Here is a 20,739-nt window from a genome sequence, read left to right on the forward strand (position 1 = left end):
GGTGACTCCACGCGGTTACTCGGCAGCGCTGAGTGACCATAGAAGCACCTGCGGGTACCAGAACCCGTCTGCCACCCGGTCAGAGCGGGAAGCGGTCCGCCCGCACGTCGGCGACGAAGGCGGCCCAGGCCGCGGCCGGGAAGACCAGGGCCGGGCCCTGGGGGTCCTTGGAGTCCCGCACGGGCACCACGCCCGGGTAGCCGTCCGCGACCTCGATGCAGCTGTCGGGGTTCGTACCGCCGCTGTACGACGACTTACGCCATGCGGCGGTGCTCAGGTCTGGTGCGGAGTTCGGCATGACGTGTGGTCCTCCAGCATGGTTCGCAACAGTGCGAGAGACTTGGCGGTCGAAAGTGCGGAATCCCTCAGGAGATCGTAGGCCAAGCGCAGCCGCTCCACGTCCTCGATTTCCTGGACCAGTTGGCCGCTCCAACTGCCTTCGATGTACGCGACCGTGCGCCCGCTGGGAAGCCACAGAAGCTGTACCGAACTCATGACCAGGGGATGGGGGCCGATCCCGAACGGCACGATCTGCAAAGAGATGTTGGGCTCGTGGGCGGCTTGGACGAGCCGCTCCAACTGGTCGGCCCACACTTGACGGTCGGCAACCGGCCGCCGGATCGCCGACTCATCGAGTAGCCCCCGGTATTGCAGCGCCTTGGACCCGGTGAGCCGGTCCTGCCGCGCTATGCGGGCCTGGACCTGTTGCGCCAGAACTTCCTCGCTCACTGGCCCTTCCATCCGCAGCAGAGCCTCCGCGTACCCGGGGGTCTGCAGCAACCCCGGCACCGTACTCACACTGAACTCGTGGATGCCGGTGGCTTCCGCCTCCACTTCGCTGAACCCCTCGAAACGGCTCGCGCCCGCCTCCCGCTTGGCCAATCTCCACAGGCTGTGGAGAAGTTCTCCGGTGCCGTAGGTCCGGTCGAGCACGCGGGCCGCGTCGACCGAGCCCAACCGGCCGCCTTTCTCCAGCCGTTGCAGATACGAGCCGTCGTATCGGGTCCGCTCGGACAGCTCGGCGAGGGTCCACCCGTTGTGTTCCCGTTGCCGGAGCAGCTCGTTGCGGAAGGTCGCGCGAGCCGACGGCCCGTCATCCCCGTTGCCGTTCATGCGAAGTACGCACCCACTTTCCTTGCCTGGCGTCCGGGCAATGGCCCGGCGGACCCGGCGACAGCCGCGGCCGCCTGCGTGCGGAGCGTGACGGGCACGCGTCGGCGGCACGACCTTGTGCCGGTCGGAGGGGGCAATGCCCCACCCCTGGCGATCGTAGGCGGCGGCCCCCACCCTTGCCTACAGAACGTCAGAATCCGATCACGTACAGAGGTGGCTTTGCCGATGGCGACCACGACCTCCCCCTACCTCCCCGCCCAGATCCTGTGGCCCGCCACCCCCCGCGGCGTCCACCAGGCCCGCCACTCCCTGGAACGCCAACTGGCCGAGTGGGACCTCGCTGACCTGGCCCCTACGGCAGGTCTCGTACTGACCGAGCTGATGACGAACGCCGCTCAGCACGCCACCGCCCCCGGCCGCCGCACGGGCGTGAGCATCCTCCCCACCCCCGGCGGCGTACGCATCGAGGTCCACGACTCCGTGAACGTCGAGGAGGGCGCCCCCACCCCCACCGACGCCCCCACCACCGCCGAACGCGGCCGCGGCCTGACCCTGGTGGACGCCCTGACCACCCACCAATGGGGCGTCACCGACCGCGACGGCCCCGGCAAAATCGTCTGGGCCCTCTGCACCCACCCCGCCGCCTGACTTCCCCGCCTACATGCGTAGTCCGCACCCGGACCGAGTCCCCGGGACCGGGGTGGAGGAAGAGCCGCCGCCGGCCAGGGACCGGACACATGTGTGACGGCGGTCCGTCCTCGTTCGACTCCCGCGCCGTGCGGGTTGTCCTTATCCTGGCGGCATGAGCACCTTGCGTGAAGAGTTGCACGAGCTGATCGATCGGCTACCGGAGTCGCAGGTCGCGCCGATACTGGCCCTCGTGCGGGAGAGCACCCCGGCCGAGGACGGCGGGCAGGAGTGGCCCCTGCCCGACTTCGTCGGCGCACTGTCCAGCGGCAAGGGTGACCTGGGCGCCCGCTCCGGCGACATCCTGCGTGCCGAGCTGGGGCGCGAGACCGAGTGATTAGATCAGCCTGATCCCCCTGGCCGCCCAGGACATCGAGCGCATGGTCGAGCTGGTCGAGAAATACGCCGACTTCCCGCTCGGTGCGGTCGACGCCTCTGTCTTCGCGATCGCCGAACGACTCGGAGCGGACGGGATCGCCACCCTCGACCGCCGCCACTTCAGCGTCGTCCGCCCCAAGGCGCCCCTCTCCTTCACCCTGCTTCGGTAGGCCCAGCCGCCGGCCGTCCCACCACCGGCACCGCAGGCCGCCCTGTGGCGCGTTCATGGTCGATGTCGGGCGCCCCGCAGGTGGGCCGTGTCGGCCGCGGACTCGCCGTGGTGCCAGCCGTCGGCGTCGCGGGCGCGGAGGCGGGAGGTGGTCGTGGTGGGGAAGAGGCGGCGGGTGGTGTCCTCGACCGCCAGGGCGCGGGAGGTCAGGGCCGGGAGGAGGTCGGGTGTCTCGGACTCCTCCTCCGCGGTGGCCGTCAGGAGGCGGGCGCGGATGCGGGAGGCGTAGGCGATCAGGAAGGACTCGCGGAAGTCGCGGGAGCGGGAAGTGCGGCCGCCGTGGAGGGCGCGGTCGGCCTGGACGAGCAGCGAGGTGTAGAGCAGTTCGACCGCGTCGAGGTCGGGGGCGTGGCCGACGACGGTCGAGAAGCCCAGTTCGGAGGACCAGACGGACTGGCAGCGGTTCGCGGCCGCGACGGCGTCCAGGAGGAGGGCCTTCGCGCCCTCGTACGGGCGGTCGACGCCGATGCGGCGGGCCCCGGCGGTGGCCCGGGTGTCGTGGGACGCGGCGAGCAGGGCCGCGTCGATGCTGTGCCGGGCCATCAGATGCTGGGCCTTCGCCGACAGGGCCTCGGCCTCCTCCGGGTAGCCGGTCGACTCCGCCTTCGCCAGCAGGGCCCGGATACGCGCGAGCATCTTCGGGGGCGCGGCCTCTTCCCCGGCCTCGACGGCCAGGGCGGGGATCGCCGGGAGGCGGGCGTACAGCCGGAGGAGTTCGACGTACGCCGTCGCCGCCGAGAAGCGGTCCAGCCGCTCGGTGCGGGCGAAGGCGCCGAGGCCCGGCTCGGGCAGCGCCGCCGCCAGCCGCTGGTGCGGCGGCTCCAGCTCCCGGCCGGCCATCCGCAGCAGGTCCTGCGGCTGCCAGCCGCGCCGGGCGCAGTCCCGTACGACGTCGTCCGCGGCGCTCCGCGCCACCGCGTCCCAGTCCGCCTCGGCGGCGAGCACGGACGCGGCGGCGTCCACGTCGTCGGTGCCGCCTCGGGTGGCGCGGGCCAGGGCGGCGGCGAAAGTGTCTTCCACCCCGCCATTGTCCCTGGCGGGACGCGCACGCTCGCCCGCGCCCGGGAGATGCCTACGCGCGGTCCCGGGTGTTCAGCCGGACCGCCTGGCGGGTCAGGTGGGTGCGTTCGGCCAGGCTCGGGGCCTTGTGGGCCGCCTCCACGTACAAGCCGGCGGCCGTCGACAGGTCGCCGGCCCGCTCGTGGAGATACGCGGCTGCCGCCGTGCGGCGCGGGACCGACTCCGGAACGGCCGCGAGGGCCGCGAGACCCGCGCGCGGCCCGTCCGCCTCGCCGACGGCCACCGCCCGGTTGAGCCGGACCACCGGGCTGTCGGTGAGGCGTACCAGCTCGTCGTACCACTCCACGATCTGCACCCAGTCGGTCTCCGCCGCGGTGAGCGCGTCCGCGTGCAGCGCCGCGATGGCGGCCTGGGCCTGGTATTCGCCCAGCCGGTCGCGGGCGAGGGCCGTCTGGAGGACCGATACGCCCTCGGTGATCATCCCGGTGTCCCACCGGCCGCGGTCCTGCTCCGCCAGCGGTACGAGGCTGCCGTCCGGTGCGGTGCGGGTGGCGTGGCGGGCGTGGTGGAGCAGCATGAGGGCGAGCAGGCCCGCCACCTCGGGATGGTCGATCGCCGCGAAGAGCCGGCGGGTCAGCCGGATCGCCTCGGCGGCGAGGTCGACGTCGCCGGAGTAGCCCTCGTTGAAGACCAGGTAGAGGACGCGCAGCACGGTGGCGACGTCGCCGGGCTGGTCGAACCGCACGCCCGAGACGGTGCGCTTCGCGCGGCTGATGCGCTGCGCCATGGTCGCCTCGGGTACGAGGTACGCCTGGGCGATCTGGCGGGTGGTCAGCCCGCCGACGGCGCGCAGCGTGAGCGCGACCGCCGACGACGGCGTCAGCGAGGGGTGGGCGCACAGGAAGTAGAGCTGGAGCGTGTCGTCCACGGAGGGCGCCGGGCCGGGCGGCGGCTCCTCCTCGACGCGGTCCTCGCGCCGGCGGCGGGCCGTGTCCGCCCGCGCGGCGTCGAGGAAGCGCCGCCAGGCCACGGTGACCAGCCAGCCCTTCGGGTCGCGCGGGGGCTCCGCGGGCCACACGCGTATCGCCTCCACCAGGGCGTCCTGGACGGCGTCCTCGGCCGCCGCGAAGTCGGCTCCGCGGCGGACGAGGATGCCGAGCACGCTCGGCGTGAGGCTCCTGAGGAGGACCTCGTTCACGGGTGGTGGCACTCCGTGACGTTGTGCGACGCGGTCAGGAACGGGCGCAGCTCCAGCCACTCGTGGATCGGCTTCCCGCCCGCCCCCGGGGCGGCCGACAGCTCGCCGGCCAGCTCGACGGCACGCTCGTACGTGTCCACGTCGATCACCATCCAGCCGGCGATGAGGTCCTTGCTCTCCGCGAACGGCCCGTCGGTGACCGGGGGGCGGCCCTCGCCGTCGTACCGCACGAACGTCCCCTCCGGGGACAGCGCCTGCCCGTCGACGTACTCGCCGGTCTTCTCCAGGCGGCCCGCGAAGTCGTTCATGTACGCGATGTGCGCGGTGATCTCCTCCTGCGTCCACTGGTCCATGGGGACGTCGTTGACCGCGGACGGGGCGCCTCGGTAGTGCTTCAGCAGCAGGTACTTGGCCATCGTGGTTCTCTCCTCGGTGCGCTTGCGGCCCATTGTGGCCGCGTTCATCCCGGGGACGGAGCCGGGCGCCGCTTCTCGACATCGCGGCGCGAAAAATCTTTTTCCCGCCGCCGGGCGGGGGGCGGCCCCCGGTCCGGGGGGCGATGCGGGACGGGGAGCCACCTGGGGGCCGTGGCGGACCGCGCCGGCGTCGGGGCTGGGCGCGCGGTTCCTCGCGCCCCTATAAGCCGCCGTCCTGGGAGCGGGCAGCCCCTTGTGGCATGGCTGGGCGCGCGGTTCCCCGCGCCCCGCGGGGGGCTATTCGGATTGGGCCGATTCGATGGAGCCGTGGAAGTCGTCGGCGGCATCTAGGGCGCAGCCGGCGGAGAGGGTCAGGCAGCAGGCCAGGGCGACGGCTACTGCGCGGGGGGCGCGGGAGGGGTGGGGGCGGGTGAGGAGGGCCGCTACGCGGCGGGGGACCGGGCCGGTGGTCGCGGAGAGGGCCGCGAGGGGGCGGGGGGTCGTCGGGCGGGCCGCCAGGGCCGCGCGGCCGATCGCGCGGGCGGCCACGCGGCGGTCGCCGACCGCGCTGGCGGCGGACTCGTCGGCGCAGCGTTCGAGGGCGTAGGAGAGCGGGGCTCGCAGAATCCGCAGGGCCGGGTGGGCGGCGCAGGACAGGGCGAGGGCGGTGAGGAAGAGGTGGTGGCGGCCGGTGAGGTGGGCGCGCTCGTGGGCGAGCAGCACCTCGCGTTCGGCCGGGTCGAGCGCCCTGAGCATCCCGGTGGTGACGACGATCCGCCCGGGCCGCCCGGGGAGGGCGTACGCGTCGGGCCCCTCGTCGTCCAGGACGGTGAGGTCGCCGGCCGCAGCTCCTGAGGCGGCGGCGGCGCGGCGGGCGCGGGCGGCGAGCACGACGCGCTGGCGTGACGTACGCAGCAGGGCGGCGCCGACCGCGGCCAGCAGCACCGCGGCGACGCAGGCGGCCGGCACCGTGACCTGGTCGCCGACGATCGGCAGGACGAGGTCGCCGAGCGCGGCCACCGGGGGCAGCCGCAGCGCGCCGGCCCCGGCGAGCAGCGCCAGCGCGGCCGTGCTGCACGCGGCCAGCGCGACCGCGGAGCCGGCCAGCAGCCAGGCCGCGGCGCGCGGCGCCAGCGCCTCGGCGAGGTGCTTCGCGGCGGGTGCGGCAAAGAGGGGGAGGAGGAGCGGGACCCACACCGCGTAGATCACGAGCCCTCACCTCCGGGGCGGGCGGCACCGGCATCCCCACCGCCGACCGCGCGATCGACCCGCGCACCGGCGTCCGCGCCGGCGGCGTCCGCCGCGGCAGGCAGGGAGGAGGAGCCGCCCGGCTCCTCCTCCCCCGGCACCTGCGCGAGCAGCTGCCGCAGCAGCCGCTCGTCGTCCGGGTCCAGCTCGGAGACGAAGCGGGCCAGGACCCTGCCGCGCAGGCCGTCCGCCGATTTGTCCAGCTCCGTGCGCATGCGGCGGGCGGCGAGACCGGGCGGGTCCTGGGCGGGGAGGTAGGCGTAGCCGCGGCCGGCGCGGGTGCGGCTCACGGAACCCTTGTCGTAAAGGCGGGCGAGGATCGTGGTGACCGTGGTGCGTGCGAGGTCGGCGCCGAGGGCGGCGACCAGGTCCCGCTGGACGTCGGCGGGGGTGAGCGCTCGTCCGTCCGCCGCCCAGAGCGCGGCGAGCACGCTCGCTTCCAGCTCACCCGAAGGGCGGCGGGCCGACGCATCGGCATCCTGCATGGAATCGCTCCTTCCCGCTCGTTCGTCTACAGTTCGTAGACCGACTACATGACTGTAGTCGGAGGAGTGCCGCACCGCGCTCCCCCCGGACCCATTATGGGAGGGCCCCACCGCCATGCCCCTGCCCGTCCTGAACGAGGCCGTGAACGTACTCGACGCGACCTCGTTGCTGTCCTCCTTCGGAGCCGTCGGCATCGCCGTCATCATGTTCGCCGAAACCGGCCTGCTCATCGGCTTCTTCCTGCCCGGCGACTCCCTGCTGTTCACCGCGGGCCTGCTCAGCGTGTCCGGCGCCTCCGATGTGGTGCATCTCTCGCTGTGGCAGGTGCTCGTCGCCTCGGTCGCCGGCGCGCTGCTCGGGGCGCAGACCGGTTACGTCATCGGGCGGCGCGGCGGCCCCGCCCTGCTGGCCAGAACCAGGAGCAAAAAGATCCACCAGGGCACGGAACGCGCCGCCGAGCTGCTGGAACGGTACGGCCACGCCAAGGCCGTCGTCCTGGCCCGCTTCGTCCCCGTGGTCCGCACCGTGCTGAACCCGCTGGCCGGCGCGCTCGGCGTGCCCGCGCGCACCTTCGCCCTGTGGCAGATCGCCGGCGGTACCGTGTGGAGCGTCGGGCTCGTCCTGGCCGGCTACGGCCTCGGCTCGTCCATCCCGCACGTCGACACGTACCTGCTGCCGATCGTCGCCGTCATCATCGTGGTGTCGCTGGCCCCGCTGGCCCTCGAAGTCGTACGCAGCCGCCGCCGCGCCTCGGCCGCCGACTCCCCGGAGGGCATGTGACCTCGCAGTTCGACGCGGGCCTCTACCGCTGGGTCACCGACCTCGCCCAGCGCACCCCGCAGCCCCTCGACGACGCCGTCCGCTTCTTCAGCGACTACGGGCTCGGCGTCTTCGCCGTCATGATGCTCGCGGTGTGGTGGCGGGCCCGGTCCGCGGACGCCGCGCGGATGGCCGCGGCGCTGTGCGTACCGCTCATCGTCGTCGCCGTCTACCTCGTCAACGACGTCGTGAAGTCGGCCTTCGCCGAGCAGCGGCCGTGCCGGACGCTGCACACGGTGACCGTCGAGGCGTGCCCACCGCTGGGCGACTACGCCTTCCCGAGCAACCACTCCGCCATCGCCGCGGCCGCGGCGGTCGCGCTGCTGCTGGCCTCGCGGCGTACCGGTCTCTACGCCCTGCCGCTCGCGCTGCTCATGGGGATCTCCCGGGTGTGGATCGGGGTGCACTACCCGCACGACGTGCTGGTCGCACTGGTGCTCGGCGCCCTCGTCGCCTGGCCGCTGGCGCTCGCCTCGCGGCGGGCCGCACCGGTGGTGGTGCGCCTGCGCGAGACGAAATTCAGGGCGCTGGTGAGCAGCGCCACGACAGCGTGAGGGCCGGGGGGTGGCGGCCCCCCGGAGCTGTGCCGGCTCGGTGGGCCGCGTCCGCGTGAGCCGTGTCCGCTCGGCGGGCCGCGCCTGCTCAGCAAGGCGGGTCCGCCGGAGCCGCCGGCGGCCTTCACGGGCAGCACTTCGGCGGCGTCGGCGGACGACTCCCACGCGCCCGACCGGACCTGCGAGGTCACCGGGCCCCGAAACGGCCATGCCATGAGGGTCCCTCGGGCGGACGACCGCCCGGTGGTCGCCGGGGGTGGGTCACGTGAAGCCGGGGCGTCGCGCGGGTCCCCCCGCGCCTACCCGAGGGTGGCGCGGAGGGCGGCGAGGCGGTGGAGTGCGGCGCCCGCGCCGGAGGCGAGGGTGTGGGCCTCGGCGCGGTAGTGGTCGGTGATCAGCGCGTCGACGTCCGCGGGCGTCAGTGACGGGTGGAGGCGGCCGGTCAGGCGGGCCATGTCGCGGTAGGACCCCTGGAGCAGGAACGGCTCGCCCCCCTCGGAAGCGGCCGCGATATAGGCCGCGTTGACGGCGAGCAGCACGCCCCGCACGTGCAGCGCCTGCCGCAGCACCGCCACGATCGCGGCCGACTCGCCCGGCTCGTAGGGGTACGTGAGCGCGTCCGCGCGGGCCGTCGGGTCGCCGGCGGCGAGGCGGAGCAGCAGCTCCAGGTCGGCGCGTTCCCGGCCCGCGAGGGGGGCCAGCACCGGGTTCGCGGTGAGCGCGTTCTCGACGTAGCTCAGCGCGAAGACGTCCTCGCGGCCGGTCAGGACGTCGCCCAGGTTCCAGACGTCGGCGCGGTTGGCGAGCATGTCGGGCACGCGGAAGAGCCGCCCGGACTCGGTGTAGGGGTTGCCGGACATGCAGACGGCGAACCGCTTCCCGCGCAGCGCGTACGTGCCGCCCGCGCCCTCGATGCGGCGCTGCGCGTCGCACAACGGGATGAACTTCTGGAGCAGTTCGGGCGAGGTGTGCTGGATGTCGTCCAGGTGCAGCAGGACGTTGGAGCCGAGCGACAGCGCGAAGTCGAGCTTCTCGACCTCGCGCCGGGCGGTGGCGTCCGGGGCGCGCTCCGGGTCGAGCGAGGTCGTGCCGGTGCCGAGCGCCGGGCCCGAGACGGTGACCAGGGCGAGCCCGAGGCGGGCGGCGACGTATTCGACCAGCGTCGTCTTGCCGTACCCGGGCGGCGACAGCAGCATCAGCAGGCCGCCGGCGGTGCCGAACTGCTTGGCGAGGCTGTCGCCGACCAGCGGGAGGTAGACCTCGTCCAGCAGCCGGTTGCGCACGAAGCCGGTGAGCGGGCGCGGGCGGTACGCGGCGAGGCCGAGCCGTTCGCCCTCGGCGGCGACGACGGCGGTGCGGTGGCGCTGGTACGCGCGGTAGGCGGGCACCTCGTCGGTGCGGAAGCGCCGTACCCGGGTGAGCAGATCGTCCAGCCGGACGGTCAACCGGCCCCGCGCGACCCGCGGATGCGCGCCGAGCAGGCCGTCGACGGTCACCTCGGCCGGCCCGCCGGCCGCATAGCGTACGGCGTCCGCGCCGCACACCAGCGCGGCCGCCGCCTCCAGGTGGTCCCCGTGCACCCCGGCGAACGGCCCGAGCCACCCCAGCGCCAGCTGCCATCGCGCGGCCAGGTTCCCCCCGAGCGCGTCCAGGTCCCCGAGCACCTCCTTGTACGGCACCCCCTCGATCCCTCCGAGCGCCGCCGCGAACCGCCACCCGACGTCCCCGGCGGCCTGCCCGGCCACGAAGCCGGGCTGCTCGGCGGCGAGTTCGGCCACCAGGTACTCCCCGACGAGCCCCTCCCCGAATGCGACCCCGCCGAGCCCGGCGGCCCGCAGGAAGTCCGCCGCGGCGCCCCCGATCTCCGCGCCCAGCGCGTCCAGCGCCGTACCGGTCGGCAGCCCGGCGCCGGCCCCTGCCGCACCGGAACCGGCGGGCAGGGCCGCGCCGAAGGCCGCCGCGCGCGTGAGCGACCGCGCCCTGGTCGCCCAGCCCGCGCGCCCGGCCGGGTCGGTCCCGTGCGTCCAGAACAGCTGCGCGGCCGCCCGCACCCCCGGCGGATACCGCAACAGCCCGGCGCCCGGGGCGAGCCCCGCGAGGGCGCGCAGCAGCAACTCGGCGTCGTGGTCGTGCACCCCGCGCTGATATCCCTCGTCCACCCGCCCGGCGGCGGCCTCCCGCACCACTTCCCCGAGATCCGCGGAGGTCCCGGGGGCCGCCTGGGCGCCCGGCATCGGTATCGACCTCGGCATCGTGTCGAGGAGCAGGGTCGCCGCCAGGTACTCCGACCGGTAGAGGTCCGGTGTCTCGGAAACCAGGGGGCGGGTCCAGAAGCGGCGGGTCGCCGCGAAGTCCGGATCACCCACCGGCGCCAGGTAGTCCGTGCCGGTGATCGTGAAGGCGAGGGCGTCGCCGTGGGGGACGAGGGCCAGCTCGAAGGGCTGGGTGTTGACCGGGAAGCGGTGGCGGCCCAGGCGCAGCGTGGTGCCGTCGTCCTCGTAGAGGTCCTGGCGGTCGCGGAGGGTGCGGGCGGTGTCCTGGCGGGCGGCGGCGAGGGCCGCGGCCAGTTCCGCGGCGCGGGCCGGGTCGCCGAGCGTGCGCAGTTCCGCTGCGATGCGGCGGTGTTCCGCCGCCATCGGGTCGGCGGCGAAGTACGTGTTGACGTCGTCCGCCGAGGTCAGTGAGGCCGCGCGGCGGCGGATGCCGTCGAGGATGCGGTCGGCGGAGGCGGCCAGGCGGGCGGCGCGGCGGGCGCGGTCGTCGGCGAGGGACTGCCTGCGGGCGGTGAGGGCCTGCTGGATCTCGTCGCGGCGTTCGGCGAGGGCGGCGAGGCGGTCGGGGTCGGTCGCGAAGCGGGTGGTGAGGTTCTCGACCTGGACCAGCAGGCGGCCCAGGTGCAGGTCGCACGCCTCCGGGGTGTCCGCGGCGGCCAGCGCGCCGCTGACGCTCTGCGCCAGCAGGGCGCTCTCCGCGGCGAATTCGGCCGCGGACTCGGCGGCGAGCAGGGCGCGCCGCCGCGCGTCGAGCACCGCGCGGGCCTGGTTGACCGCGCCGAGGACGTCGGCGGCCGAGGCGAGGATGCGGGTGCGTACGGTCGCGTCGGTGATCTCCAGGGTGACGGCCGTCTCGGTGACGGTGGCGAGGCCGCCGGCCAACTCGTCCAGGCCGGCGGCCACCGCGTCGCCGTCCGCCGCGGTCTGCAACGCGGCGGCGGAGGAGGCCAGTTCCGCGGACCGCTCGCGGAAGCCGTCGAAGGCGTGCTCGTCGGCGAAGCAGTCGGCGGCCTTGGTGGCGGCTGCCGCCAACTCTGCTGCCAGGGAGGCCCCGAGGGAGTCGAGCCGGTCGAGGTCGGCATACCGCAGTTCGCGCAGGGTCGCCAACCGGCCCTGCGCGTGGCGTAGTTCGGTGAGCCGGGTGACCCATTCGGCGGCGCTCGCCGTGGCCTCGCCGCGTACCCGGCGGACGAGCCCGGCGATACGGGCCGCGGTCTCCTCGACGGCCTGGGCGGCGCGGGCGGTGGCCTCGCGGACCCGGGCGTATTCGGCCAGCACGTCGCGGGCGGTGTCGCGTACGAGGTGCAGCGGCGCCGCGAGGTCGCCGCTGCCGGGGTCGGCCAGCCAGTGGTGGCGGTCGAGCACCCGGTCACAGGAGGCGGCGAGCGCCTCGTAGACGGCGGCGCCCGGCGCGGTCTCCAGGGCCGCGCGGGCCACCGACAGCGCGTCGGAGACGGCGCGGACCAGGTCGGCGTTGCCGATCCTGGCCAGCGGGCCGTCGCCGGCGGGCTGGGCGGCGGCCCAGGTGTCGGAGACGAAAGGGGTCTCCCAGCGCTGGAGCGTGTGCACGCGGCCCGGTTCGTCGCCGTCGGCCGGGCGCAGCGTGAGCAGCGTGCCGTCGTCGTAGAGGGCGCAGCCCTGCACGGTGAGCGGCGCGGCGACCTCCTTGCGGATGAGGTTGTACGGCAAAAGCAGCCTGCGGCCCTCGGCGTGGAAGACGTAGAGCACGTCCTCGCCGTTCGCGGACCGCACGAGCCGCTCGAAGTCCAGCCGCACCCCGCCGGTTTCGAGGTCGAAGGTGCGGGTGCCGCCGGTGGCGAGCGCGTAGCCGCCGGGGAAGACGACGCCCTGCTCGTCGGGCAGCCGCAGGCACGCCTGGCCGATCGCGTCGAGCCGCTCGACCTGCTCGGTACGGGTGTTGACGGCGAAGTAGCGGTCGGCTTCCTCGTGGTAGGGGCGCACCCGGAGCAGCAGCAGCGGCTCCACCGTGGCGTGTTCGACCTCGGCGTCGGCGAGCGACTGCAACGCGTCCTCGACCGGCTCCTCGTGGACGGTGTCGCCGACGGTGATGGCCAGGGTGCCGCCGGTCGTGTCGAGGGTGACGCCGCCGAAGGCCAGGTGCGGGCGGCGCCCGGGCACGTGGGCCTCGCGCCCGGCCGGCGTCCAGGCCACGGCGTAGGCCCCGCCGTCCGCCTCCGCGGTGTCCCGGGCGGTGCCCTGGTAGGTGTAGCCGCCGTCCGTCCCGACCCGCCAGCCGAGCGCCTTGACGTCGGCGGGGGAGGGTCCGGTGCGGAAGACGGCGAGCAGCCGGCCGTCGAGGGCGCGCAGCCGCAGCAGCCGGGTCTGCCGGTAGTAGCGGTACAGCTCCCGGAAGTCCCGCACGAACCGCGGGTCGTCCAGCAGGCCGGGCACCGGCTCGTCGGCGTCCCGCAGCCGGAGGACGTCGGCGACGTCCTCGACCTGCGCCGGGTTCGCGGCGAACAGCAGCCGCCCGCCGACCGGAGCGACGTCCGCGGGCAGCGACGCCCGTACGGTCCCGATCCGCTCGGTTCCTGCGAGCCGCAGCTCGCCTGCGCCGAAGACGTCCTGCCGCGCGGTGTTCAGCGCCTCGGCGCGACCCGCCAACTCCCGTGCCGCGCCGGCCAACCGCTCCCGCAGCACGTCGTAGGCGTCGGCGTCGAGCCCGTCCCCGCCGTTCACGCGGCCACCGGCACCGGCACCGGCCTGACCGCCCGAGGCGCCCTGCCCCCTGTCGCCCCCGCGCTCGCCGTCCCCGTCCCCGCTCATCCCGTACCGCCCGCTCACTTCTTCGCGACGCCGTTGGCCGGCGCGGCCGTCAACGGGGCTGCCTGCTCCTGCAGTTGCCCGAGGAGGGCGGCCAGTACGGTCGCCGCGTTGCCGTTGCCGCCCCCGCCGCCGTTGCCCGCCGCCAGGGCGCTCAGGACCTTCGTGGCGTCCTCGGTGAAGCGCCCGGAGCCGTCGAGCCAGTCGGCGCCCAGCGCCCGTACCGTCTCGGAGCTGCCGACGAAGGAGTCGACGCTGCGGCCCGCCGCGACCGCGCCCACCAGCCGGTCGAAGAAGACGGTGTCGCCGCCGACGATCTGGATGTCGGCCTTCTCCAGGCCGGTGGCCAGAACGGTGGCCTGCGCCTCGGCGATCTGCCGCTGGGTCTCCAGGCCCGCCAGGCGTACGTCCTTCTCCGCCGCCAGCCGCAGGCGGTATTCCTCGTGGCCGCGGGAGGCGTCGTCCAGAGCCGCCATCGCGGCCGCCTTCTCGGTCAGGCCCGCGGCCTCCGCCTTCAACCGGCCGCCGATCAGGGCGGATTCGGCGGCGGCCTGCGCGGTGGTGCCGTCGGCCTGCGCCAGCGCCTTGGCCCTGACGCCCTCGGCCTCGGCCCTGAGGCGGGCGGCCGTCGCGTCGGCCTCGGCGATGCCCACCTTGCTGATCGCCTCGGCGCTGCGCTCGCGCACCTCGACCTCGGCGAGGCCGGCCGCGGCCGCCTCGGCCCGCAACCCCTCGGCCAGCCGGATCTTCGCCACGGCGTCCAGCTCGGAGGCGGCCTTGCGGGCCTCGGCCATGGTCAGGGCCTCGCGCGCCTTGTGCTGGGCGGCCTGCTCGGCCGCCTCCGCCGCCTTGATGTCCTTGACCAGCAGCTCCTGCGCCTGCGCCTCGGCGGTGATCACCAGCGCCTGCCGCTCCCGCTCGGCCTCCTGGACCATGCGCAGCGACTTGATGGACTCCTCCTGCTCGGCGACCGTGCGGTCGACGGCGATGCGCTCGCGGACGACGTCGGCGACCTCCCGGCGCTCGCCCTCGACCTCCTTCTCCTTGGAGATCCTGGCCAGTTCCGTCTCCCGCTCGCGCGCGATGACTTCGAGCACCCGGTCCTTCTCGATGCGCTCGTTCTCGACCGCGATGACCCGCTCGCGGTTCTTCTGCGCCACCGCGATCTCCCGGGCCTGGTTCTCGCGCTGCACGCCGAGTTGCTCCTCGGTGCGCAGGAAGGCGCCCTGGGCGCCGAGCCGTTCCTCCTCCTGGACCCGCGCGGTGACCGCCTCCTCCTTGGCCCGCAGCGTCTCGACCTCGCGGCGCTGCTTGATCTCGGCCTCGGCCTGGCGGCGTTCGAGCTCCAGGATGGTCTCGCGGGCGTCGACGTTCTGCCGGGTGATCTCCTTCTGCTCGGTGCGCTGGAACTCGTTGGTGCGCACGTGCTCGATCGCGGTCAGCTCGGTGATCTTCCTGATGCCCTGCGCGTCCAGGATGTTGGCCGGGTCAAGCTGGGTGAGCGGGGTCTGCTCCAGGAAGTCGATCGCACAGTCCTCCAGGTGGTAGCCGTTGAGGTCGGTGCCGATGACCTGGATGATCTGGTCGCGGAAGTGCTCGCGGTGGGTGTAAAGGTCCACGAAGTCCAACTGCTTGCCGACCGTCTTGAGCGCCTCGGAGAACTTCGCGCTGAAGAGCGCCTGCAGCGTGGCCTGGTGGCTGGCCCGCTGGGTGCCGATCGCCTGCGCGACCTTCACCACGTCCTCCTTGGTCTTGTTGACCCGGACGAAGAAGGTGAGGTGGATGTCGGCGCGGATGTTGTCCTGGCAGATCAGGCCCTCGCGGCCGGTCCGCTGGATCTCGATGGTCTTGACCGAGATGTCCATCAGCTCGGCGTTGTGCACCACCGGCAGGACGACGGACCCGGTGAAGGTGACGTCCACCTGCCGGGTGCGGGAGATGATCAGCGCCTGGCCCTGCTCGACCTTGCGGAAGAGCCGGCTGACGGTGAAGAGCACTCCGAGTGCGATGAGCGCGAGAACGGCGACGAGCACACCGATCCCGATGGCAGTGGCATCCATGGCGGATCCTCAGGTGGTGAAGGTGTCGAAGGCGGTGACGGTCCCGAAGGCGTCGAAAGGAGCGACCCAGAAGAACTCGCCGTCCGGGTCGTAGGCGTAGAGCAGCGCGCTGCTGCCGGAGGCGAAGGTGTCCTCGCCGGTCTGCCGCACCTGCACCACGGCGGTTGAGCCGTCGGGCGCGGCGACCTCGGCCTGGCCGAAGCGGGCGGTGACCGTCCCGGTGCGGATGACGCACACCTGCCCGACGAAGTCCTCCCGGGAGGGCGGCCTGACGTCGGGGAAGAGGCGGCGCAGCGGGCGTACCAGCAACCAGGTGCCGCACCACGCGCCGACCAGCGCGGCGGCGGTCACGGCGAGTGCCAGCAGGGCGCGGACCGGTCCGCCCGCGTCCAGGCCGCGCACGGCGGCGGAGCCGGCGAGCGTCAGGAACCAGGACAGGGCGACGAGCAGCGACAGGACGACGGTGACGGGCACTCCGCCGAGGCCGGCGGCGGCCAGCGCACCGGCGCCGCCGCCGTGGCCGTCCCCCCGGACCGCCCCCTCGCCGGCCAGCCGGTCATGGCGCCCCCCGTGGACGCCATGACCGCTGTGCCCCCCTGCCCCCCCGTTGTTCCCCCCTGCTCCCCCGTGTCCGCCGGTGGCGCCGTGGTGCCAGGGCCCGTGCGCGTCGGCTCCGCCGACCAGCACGATGGCCCAAAAGGCGACCACGGCCACCAGTCCCCCGGTGAACAGCACGGTCGGAAAGCCGAGGACGACGCCGGTGAACTGCCCCATTCCCCGTTCGCCTCCCCCTGCCGGCTCTTCGACCGCCGCAGTGATCGTGGCAGTAAGGGGGCGGCCCCGGCATTGCCGCTTTCCGGCAGACTTCCCGTACCGATCGCGTCCGGGTCGTACGGGAACCGAAACGGCGCCGGCCGCCGTCCGCGTGCTGACGCGGAGGGCGGCCGGGCGGTGCCGACGTACGGGGACGTGGCTCAGGCGGGGCTCGGTGGAGCCGGGGGTGGGCCTCAGTCCTGCGCGAGGGCCGCCTCGATCTCCAGCGCGATCTTGATCTTGTCGCTGACCGCGGCACCGGCGGCGCCGCCGGTGACACCGAAGTCGCCGCGGCTGATCTCGGTGGCGGCCGAGAAGCCGGCGACGGCATTGCCGTCGAAGCCCTTGCCGAAGCCGTTCAGCTCCAGCTGGAGGGTGACGGGCTTGGTCACGCCGTGCAGGGTCAGCTCACCGTCGACCTCGAACAGCTCGGCGGTCTGCGGGCGGACGCCGGTCGAGGTGAAGGTCATCTCCGGGAAGTTCTCGACGTCGAGGAAGTCCGCGCTGCGGACGTGGACGTCCCGGGTCTCGTTGCTGGTGTTCACCGACGCGGTCTTGATCACCGCGGTGACGGAGGAGTCCAGCGGGTCCTCGCCGGTGACGATGCTGCCCTCGAAGGCCGCGAACTGGCCGCGGACCTTGGAGACGCCGAGGTGACGGACGTAGAAGGACACGTCGGAGTGCACGGTGTCGATCGTCCACTTGCCGGCGACGTAGCCGTCGATCACTGCGGTCTGCGCGCTCATGGGGTTACTCCTTGCACGGAACCATCTGGGGGGTGGTGATTGAAACCTCATTCACCATAGCCCGATGGTGTTGAGAGTTCAACCACCGGTATGATGAAGGTATGGACGATGTGCGCTGGCTCAGTGCCGAGGAACAGGAGATATGGCGGGCCTACCTGACCGCCAGTGTCGCCTTCTCCGCACACATAGACCGGCAGATGCGGCAGGACTCCGGCATGCCGATGGCCTACTACGAGATCCTGGTCCGCCTCTCGGAGGCCCCGCACCGCCGCCTCCGCATGAGTGAACTCGCCGACGCCTCCCTCTCTTCCCGCAGCCGCCTCTCCCACGCGGTCACCGCACTGGAACGCAACGGCTGGGTCGAGCGCCGCCCCGCCGACGGCGACCGCCGCGGGTGGGTCTGCTCGCTGACCGAGTCCGGCCACGCCGCCCTCGCCGCGGCCGCCCCCGGGCACGTCACGACGGTCCGCGAGCACATGTTCGACGTCCTCACCCCGGAGCAGCTCCGGTCGCTGCGGGAGATCGGGCTCGCCATCAGCGCCGGGCTGCGTACGGAGTGCGAGGCCGCCAGGGCCGAGGACGACGGCCAGGCCGACCCCTGCGACCCATGACCCTCACGCCTGACCCCTCACGCCTGACCCCTCAACGCCCGGCCCTCAACGCCCGGCCCCTCAACGCCCGGCCCCTACGGCTGGGCGGAGGGCGGCCAGCCCAGCAGGCGGGCGCCCATGGCGGCGGTCTCCAGGGTGTAGCGCTGGAGCGGGTCGTCCGGGTCGAAGCCGGTGAGGGCGGCTATGCGCTCCAGGCGGTAGGACAGGGCGCGCACGCTCAGGTCGAGGCGGCGCGCCGCCTCCGCGTTGACATAGCCCGCGGCGGCGTAGGCCGAGATGGTCTCCAGCAGCGGCCCGGGGCCGCCCCGCGCCGCCTCCAGCGGGCCGAGGACCGACTGCACCAGGTCGGACATCGCGGCCCGGTCGCGCATGAGGACCGGGAAGACCAGCAGGTCCGACGCACTGAGGACACGGCCCTCCAGGGCCAGCCGCTCGGCCAGGTCCAGCGCGCTGAGCGCCTCCTCGTAGGAGCGCACGACCCCCACCGCCCCGCTGTGCGGGCGGCTGACCGCGACCCGGGCGCCGTCGGCCGCCGACGTCAGCTTCACGAACGCGTCGAGCACCTGCCGCTGCCCGGTCGGCGCGACACACACCAGCCGCCCGTCCTTCGGCGCGATCAGCGCGTCGTGGTCGCCGAAGCGGCCGGCGAGTTCGCGTTCGACCCGCCGCAGCAGCGGGTGCGCCTCGTCGTACGGCGCCCCCGGCGGCGGTGCGCCGACCGCGACGGTGTGCCGGTCGGCCAGCCGCAGCCCGAAGCCCTCGGCCTCTTCCGCGATACGCCCCGGGTCGCTGCGGCCGTAGAGCAGCGCGTCGACGAAGGCGCGGCGGGCCGCCTCGGCCCTGCGCACCGCGTGCCGCTGGGCCCGCGCGTGGCCCTCGGCGAGCGCGCCGATCCCCGCTTCGAGCGCGGCCAGCACGGCGGCGCCGGCCTTGCGCAGCTCGGCGGTGTCATGGGCGCCGGCCACACCCGGCAGCGCGGGCCAGGCGCGGCGGGCGGCGGCGAGGTGGCCCGCGGTGAGGTCGCGCAGGCCGATACCGGCGTCGGCGGCCTGCTCGCCGAGCGCCCTGCGGCTCTCGCGCTCCGCGCGGGTCAGCGTCCGGCAGCTGCGCGAGACGTCGGCGAGCATCTCGCGGAAGCCGGCCAGGAATTCCGCCGGCACCGCGCCCGCGTGCCCGCCTCCGTGCGGACCCGCGCCCGTACCCGTACCCGCGTTCGTGCCCATACCGGCCGTCACCACAACCCCACCCCTGCCCGCACCGGCTTCCGCAACCCGGACGCCGAGAACCTACCAAGACTGCCGGATCCCGGAAAAGGCGGCCTGTCCTCGACCACGGGGCCCGCAGCACAAAGCCCCGGACGGGTCCCGTCCGGGGCTCGCCGCCTTGCCGGCGGGGTGCGCGCTACTTCACCGTGGTCGTGGCCTGCGGCGTCGGGGTGGCCTCCTTGGCGGTCACCACGTCACTGGGGGTGATGGCCTCCGCCGCCGGGGTCGGCGTGGACGCCGGGGTGGCACTGGCCGTGGCGCCCGGGTCGTCGTTCTTCATCGCCTTGGCCTCGGACTTCAGGATGCGCATCGACTTGCCCAGGCCGCGGGCGGCCTCGGGGAGCTTCTTCGAACCGAAGAGCACGATGACGACGATCGCCACCACGATCAGGTGCCACGGCTCCAGCCCGTTTCGCAACATGGGATCCTCGCTTCACTCAGGGGGCGAATTGCCTCGTACGTCTTACGCCTCGACTTCGCATTGTCACCCGAAAGCCGCCGCAGACGGCACCCGGGTACTCAAAGCATGCGCAAAAAGCGCGTGAACGGGAAGCCCCCCAGGTCTGGCGCCGGACGGCCGGATGTGTCAGCCGTTGCCCGCGGCGGCGTCCGCCTTGGCCTGCGGAGCCTTCGCGCCGCCGGGCGCGCCGCCCTTGTCCCCCTGGGGCCGGTCCGTCGAGGGAAGCCCGGCCAGCACCGGCTTCCACTTGGCGCTGGTGACCATCGCGGTCATCTGGGCGACGGTCAGCGGCGGGGTCGGCCGCGAGACCGGGGCGCCCTTCTCCTCCGGCGCGTTCCACTGGCTCAGCTGGATCTGGGCGTCGTCCGATGTGACGAAGGTCGCCATCCACTCCTTCACGTCGCTGCGGTGGTCCGGGTATTCGTAGCCCTTGAAGAGCGCCAGGGTGCCGCCGTGCACATGGGTGACGGAGCACCAGGTGCCCGCGGGCGCGGGCCGCGGGCAGTCCTCGACGGGGTTGGCCGGGCGCTGGAGGTCGATCTCGACCAGGCCGGGTCCTGAGCCGTCGTCGAACACGGCGCTCGCGAGCGCGTCCGGGACCGGCCGGTCCTTCGGGCCGTAGCCCACCAGACCGGTGACCTCGCCGGGCGGCAGCAGGCCGGCGAAGATCCGGGCGACCTGCTTACCGGTCACCGCCGGAGTCGCCGCCTTCCCCGGCTGCGCGGGCTTCGGCCGCTCGGGCGCGGCGGCCACACCGCCGGTGCGGCCCCCGCCCTGCACGAGCCCGCCGGCCAGCACCCCGCCGACCGCGACCGCCGCGAGGGCGGCGGTGCCCGCCACGACGGTGACCGTACGCCGGCGGCGCAGCCGACGGCCTCTCAGGTGGCCCGCGCCCACCAGGGCGTGCGGGTCGTCGGGCTGGAAGGTGTCGGCGACGGCGTGCAGCGCGTCGCCGAGCTCGTCCTCGAATTCCACGGGCATGGGTGTGTCCTCACGGGGGTGGGGTGGTGCGTCAGTGGGCGATGAGGTCGGCCAGTTCGCCGCCGAGTTCGTCCCGTAGCCGGCCCAGCGCGCGGACGCACCGGGTGCGTATCGCGCCGGGCGTCGTGTCCATCGCTGCGGCCGTCTCCTCGATGCTGCGGTCCTCCCAGTAGCGCAGCACCAGCACGACCCGGTCCTTCGGGGCGAGCCGCGCGAGCGCTTCCAGCAAGGTGATGCGCAGTGCCGCGTCGCCGCCGGGCGCCGACGCGAGGTCGGGCGGCTCGGCGATCGGGCGCTCCGCACTGCTGCGGCGCCGCCGGTGCGTCAGGAAGGCGCGTACCAGCACGGTCTGGGCGTACGCGGCCGGATTCCCCAGCTTGGACGTGCGCCCCCAGACCAGGTACATCCGGCCCAGGGTCTCCTGGACCAGGTCCTCCGCCAGGTGCGTGTCGCCGCCGGCGAGCAGGCAGGCCGACCGGTATAGCGGGCCCGTTCTGGCCCGGGCGAACTCCAGGTACGCCTGAGTCTGCACATTGCGCACGCCTGCGGCTCCCTTCGGGCTCGTCCTCCACCCTGTTGACGCACCGGCGTCCCGCTT

The 20,739-nt window shown here is 74.0% G+C and carries 20 protein-coding genes and 1 pseudogene; 6 read left to right on the forward strand and 15 right to left on the reverse strand.

Translation table 11 applies throughout. The features are described from left to right. Nucleotides 1-79 precede the first annotated feature (79 nt). Together BUE44_RS16905 and BUE44_RS16910 are read right to left on the reverse strand one after the other, a co-directional pair. The gene (locus tag BUE44_RS16905; protein WP_073499162.1) at nucleotides 80-298 is read right to left on the reverse strand and encodes a DUF397 domain-containing protein; all 219 of its coding nucleotides are present in this window, start codon (nucleotides 296-298) and stop codon (nucleotides 80-82) included. Beyond that, nucleotides 274-1,113, reverse strand: a complete 840-nt coding sequence (locus BUE44_RS16910) for a helix-turn-helix domain-containing protein (protein WP_073499164.1) — start codon at nucleotides 1,111-1,113, stop codon at nucleotides 274-276. Before BUE44_RS16910 ends, BUE44_RS16905 begins: the two co-directional genes overlap by 25 nt. A gap of 225 nt (nucleotides 1,114-1,338) precedes the next feature. Between BUE44_RS16910 and BUE44_RS16915 the strand changes: the two genes are divergently transcribed. From BUE44_RS16915 to BUE44_RS16925, 3 genes are all read left to right on the forward strand, one after another. Continuing rightward, nucleotides 1,339-1,761, forward strand: a complete 423-nt coding sequence (locus tag BUE44_RS16915) for an ATP-binding protein (RefSeq protein WP_073499166.1) — start codon at nucleotides 1,339-1,341, stop codon at nucleotides 1,759-1,761. 154 nt (nucleotides 1,762-1,915) lie between these two features. After that, nucleotides 1,916-2,137, forward strand: coding sequence for a hypothetical protein (locus BUE44_RS16920; protein WP_073499169.1), 222 nt, complete (start codon nucleotides 1,916-1,918; stop codon nucleotides 2,135-2,137). A gap of 43 nt (nucleotides 2,138-2,180) precedes the next feature. Further along, entirely contained in the window at nucleotides 2,181-2,348 is a 168-nt protein-coding gene (locus BUE44_RS16925; protein WP_200804444.1) for a PIN domain-containing protein, read from the forward strand. Nucleotides 2,349-2,401: 53 nt separating this feature from the next. On the opposite strand, the gene BUE44_RS16930 is transcribed toward BUE44_RS16925, so the two are convergent. From BUE44_RS16930 to BUE44_RS16950, 5 genes and pseudogenes are all read right to left on the reverse strand, one after another. Further along, a complete protein-coding gene (locus tag BUE44_RS16930) occupies nucleotides 2,402-3,427 on the reverse strand; it encodes a DUF2786 domain-containing protein (protein ID WP_073499173.1) in 1,026 nt (341 codons plus the stop codon). 52 nt (nucleotides 3,428-3,479) lie between these two features. Next, a complete protein-coding gene (locus BUE44_RS16935; protein ID WP_073499175.1) occupies nucleotides 3,480-4,625 on the reverse strand; it encodes an RNA polymerase sigma factor in 1,146 nt (381 codons plus the stop codon). Then, the gene (locus tag BUE44_RS16940) at nucleotides 4,622-5,041 is read right to left on the reverse strand and encodes a YciI family protein (protein ID WP_073499436.1); all 420 of its coding nucleotides are present in this window, start codon (nucleotides 5,039-5,041) and stop codon (nucleotides 4,622-4,624) included. The genes BUE44_RS16935 and BUE44_RS16940 overlap by 4 nt, the downstream gene beginning before the upstream one ends. 297 nt (nucleotides 5,042-5,338) lie before the next feature. Next, nucleotides 5,339-6,250, reverse strand: coding sequence for a M56 family metallopeptidase (locus BUE44_RS39270; RefSeq protein WP_073499177.1), 912 nt, complete (start codon nucleotides 6,248-6,250; stop codon nucleotides 5,339-5,341). Nucleotides 6,251-6,396: 146 nt separating this feature from the next. Further along, nucleotides 6,397-6,774 (reverse strand): annotated as a pseudogene (locus BUE44_RS16950) (BlaI/MecI/CopY family transcriptional regulator); the annotation flags it as partial. A 115-nt stretch (nucleotides 6,775-6,889) separates the two neighbouring features. On the opposite strand from BUE44_RS16950, the gene BUE44_RS16955 reads away from it, so the two are divergent. Together BUE44_RS16955 and BUE44_RS16960 are read left to right on the forward strand one after the other, a co-directional pair. Next, nucleotides 6,890-7,555, forward strand: a complete 666-nt coding sequence (locus BUE44_RS16955) for a DedA family protein (RefSeq protein WP_073499181.1) — start codon at nucleotides 6,890-6,892, stop codon at nucleotides 7,553-7,555. Continuing rightward, nucleotides 7,552-8,148, forward strand: a complete 597-nt coding sequence (locus BUE44_RS16960; RefSeq protein ID WP_073499183.1) for a phosphatase PAP2 family protein — start codon at nucleotides 7,552-7,554, stop codon at nucleotides 8,146-8,148. Before BUE44_RS16955 ends, BUE44_RS16960 begins: the two co-directional genes overlap by 4 nt. 299 nt (nucleotides 8,149-8,447) lie before the next feature. Here the strand turns inward: BUE44_RS16960 and BUE44_RS16965 are convergent, their stop codons facing one another. From BUE44_RS16965 to BUE44_RS16980, 4 genes are all read right to left on the reverse strand, one after another. Next, a complete protein-coding gene (locus BUE44_RS16965) occupies nucleotides 8,448-13,121 on the reverse strand; it encodes a DNA repair ATPase (protein WP_073499185.1) in 4,674 nt (1,557 codons plus the stop codon). A 101-nt stretch (nucleotides 13,122-13,222) separates the two neighbouring features. Beyond that, on the reverse strand, nucleotides 13,223-15,265 hold the full coding sequence (locus BUE44_RS16970) for an SPFH domain-containing protein (protein ID WP_079189814.1): 2,043 nt from the start codon (nucleotides 15,263-15,265) through the stop codon (nucleotides 13,223-13,225). A gap of 9 nt (nucleotides 15,266-15,274) precedes the next feature. Then, nucleotides 15,275-16,039 carry a hypothetical protein gene (locus tag BUE44_RS16975; protein WP_073499187.1) on the reverse strand — a complete coding sequence of 255 codons (765 nt, stop codon included), beginning with the start codon at nucleotides 16,037-16,039 and terminating at the stop codon, nucleotides 15,275-15,277. A gap of 233 nt (nucleotides 16,040-16,272) precedes the next feature. Further along, nucleotides 16,273-16,824, reverse strand: a complete 552-nt coding sequence (locus BUE44_RS16980) for a YceI family protein (RefSeq protein WP_073499189.1) — start codon at nucleotides 16,822-16,824, stop codon at nucleotides 16,273-16,275. Nucleotides 16,825-16,925: 101 nt separating this feature from the next. On the opposite strand from BUE44_RS16980, the gene BUE44_RS16985 reads away from it, so the two are divergent. Beyond that, a complete protein-coding gene (locus BUE44_RS16985; RefSeq protein ID WP_073499191.1) occupies nucleotides 16,926-17,435 on the forward strand; it encodes a MarR family winged helix-turn-helix transcriptional regulator in 510 nt (169 codons plus the stop codon). Nucleotides 17,436-17,509: 74 nt separating this feature from the next. Here the strand turns inward: BUE44_RS16985 and BUE44_RS16990 are convergent, their stop codons facing one another. The 4 genes from BUE44_RS16990 to BUE44_RS17005 form a co-directional block, all read right to left on the reverse strand. Further along, nucleotides 17,510-18,658: a PucR family transcriptional regulator gene (locus tag BUE44_RS16990; RefSeq protein ID WP_079189839.1), complete on the reverse strand. Its 1,149-nt coding sequence runs from the start codon at nucleotides 18,656-18,658 to the stop codon at nucleotides 17,510-17,512. 178 nt (nucleotides 18,659-18,836) lie between these two features. After that, nucleotides 18,837-19,121, reverse strand: a complete 285-nt coding sequence (gene tatA, locus BUE44_RS16995) for a Sec-independent protein translocase subunit TatA (protein ID WP_073499193.1) — start codon at nucleotides 19,119-19,121, stop codon at nucleotides 18,837-18,839. 165 nt (nucleotides 19,122-19,286) lie between these two features. Next, nucleotides 19,287-20,141: a hypothetical protein gene (locus tag BUE44_RS17000; protein ID WP_073499195.1), complete on the reverse strand. Its 855-nt coding sequence runs from the start codon at nucleotides 20,139-20,141 to the stop codon at nucleotides 19,287-19,289. Between the two features lie 31 nt (nucleotides 20,142-20,172). Continuing rightward, nucleotides 20,173-20,682 (reverse strand): SigE family RNA polymerase sigma factor, encoded by a 510-nt coding sequence (locus BUE44_RS17005; protein WP_073499197.1) that lies wholly within the window; start codon nucleotides 20,680-20,682, stop codon nucleotides 20,173-20,175. Nucleotides 20,683-20,739: the final 57 nt, after the last annotated feature.

The organism is Actinacidiphila paucisporea, from assembly GCF_900142575.1.
Taxonomy (GTDB): domain Bacteria; phylum Actinomycetota; class Actinomycetes; order Streptomycetales; family Streptomycetaceae; genus Actinacidiphila; species Actinacidiphila paucisporea.

Excerpts from the sequence above, each read along its gene's own strand:
- BUE44_RS16905 (WP_073499162.1), bottom strand. The coding sequence starts at position 298 with ATGCCGAACTCCGCACCAGACCTGAGCACCGCCGCATGGCGTAAGTCG.
- BUE44_RS16910 (WP_073499164.1), bottom strand. The coding sequence starts at position 1,113 with ATGAACGGCAACGGGGATGACGGGCCGTCGGCTCGCGCGACCTTCCGC.
- BUE44_RS16915 (WP_073499166.1), top strand. The coding sequence starts at position 1,339 with ATGGCGACCACGACCTCCCCCTACCTCCCCGCCCAGATCCTGTGGCCC.
- BUE44_RS16920 (WP_073499169.1), top strand. The coding sequence starts at position 1,916 with ATGAGCACCTTGCGTGAAGAGTTGCACGAGCTGATCGATCGGCTACCG.
- BUE44_RS16925 (WP_200804444.1), top strand. The coding sequence starts at position 2,181 with ATGGTCGAGCTGGTCGAGAAATACGCCGACTTCCCGCTCGGTGCGGTC.
- BUE44_RS16940 (WP_073499436.1), bottom strand. The coding sequence starts at position 5,041 with ATGGCCAAGTACCTGCTGCTGAAGCACTACCGAGGCGCCCCGTCCGCG.
- BUE44_RS16955 (WP_073499181.1), top strand. The coding sequence starts at position 6,890 with ATGCCCCTGCCCGTCCTGAACGAGGCCGTGAACGTACTCGACGCGACC.
- BUE44_RS16970 (WP_079189814.1), bottom strand. The coding sequence starts at position 15,265 with ATGGATGCCACTGCCATCGGGATCGGTGTGCTCGTCGCCGTTCTCGCG.
- BUE44_RS16975 (WP_073499187.1), bottom strand. The coding sequence starts at position 16,039 with ATGGGGCAGTTCACCGGCGTCGTCCTCGGCTTTCCGACCGTGCTGTTC.
- BUE44_RS16980 (WP_073499189.1), bottom strand. The coding sequence starts at position 16,824 with ATGAGCGCGCAGACCGCAGTGATCGACGGCTACGTCGCCGGCAAGTGG.
- BUE44_RS16985 (WP_073499191.1), top strand. The coding sequence starts at position 16,926 with ATGGACGATGTGCGCTGGCTCAGTGCCGAGGAACAGGAGATATGGCGG.
- BUE44_RS16990 (WP_079189839.1), bottom strand. The coding sequence starts at position 18,658 with ATGGGCACGAACGCGGGTACGGGTACGGGCGCGGGTCCGCACGGAGGC.
- tatA (WP_073499193.1), bottom strand. The coding sequence starts at position 19,121 with ATGTTGCGAAACGGGCTGGAGCCGTGGCACCTGATCGTGGTGGCGATC.
- BUE44_RS17000 (WP_073499195.1), bottom strand. The coding sequence starts at position 20,141 with ATGCCCGTGGAATTCGAGGACGAGCTCGGCGACGCGCTGCACGCCGTC.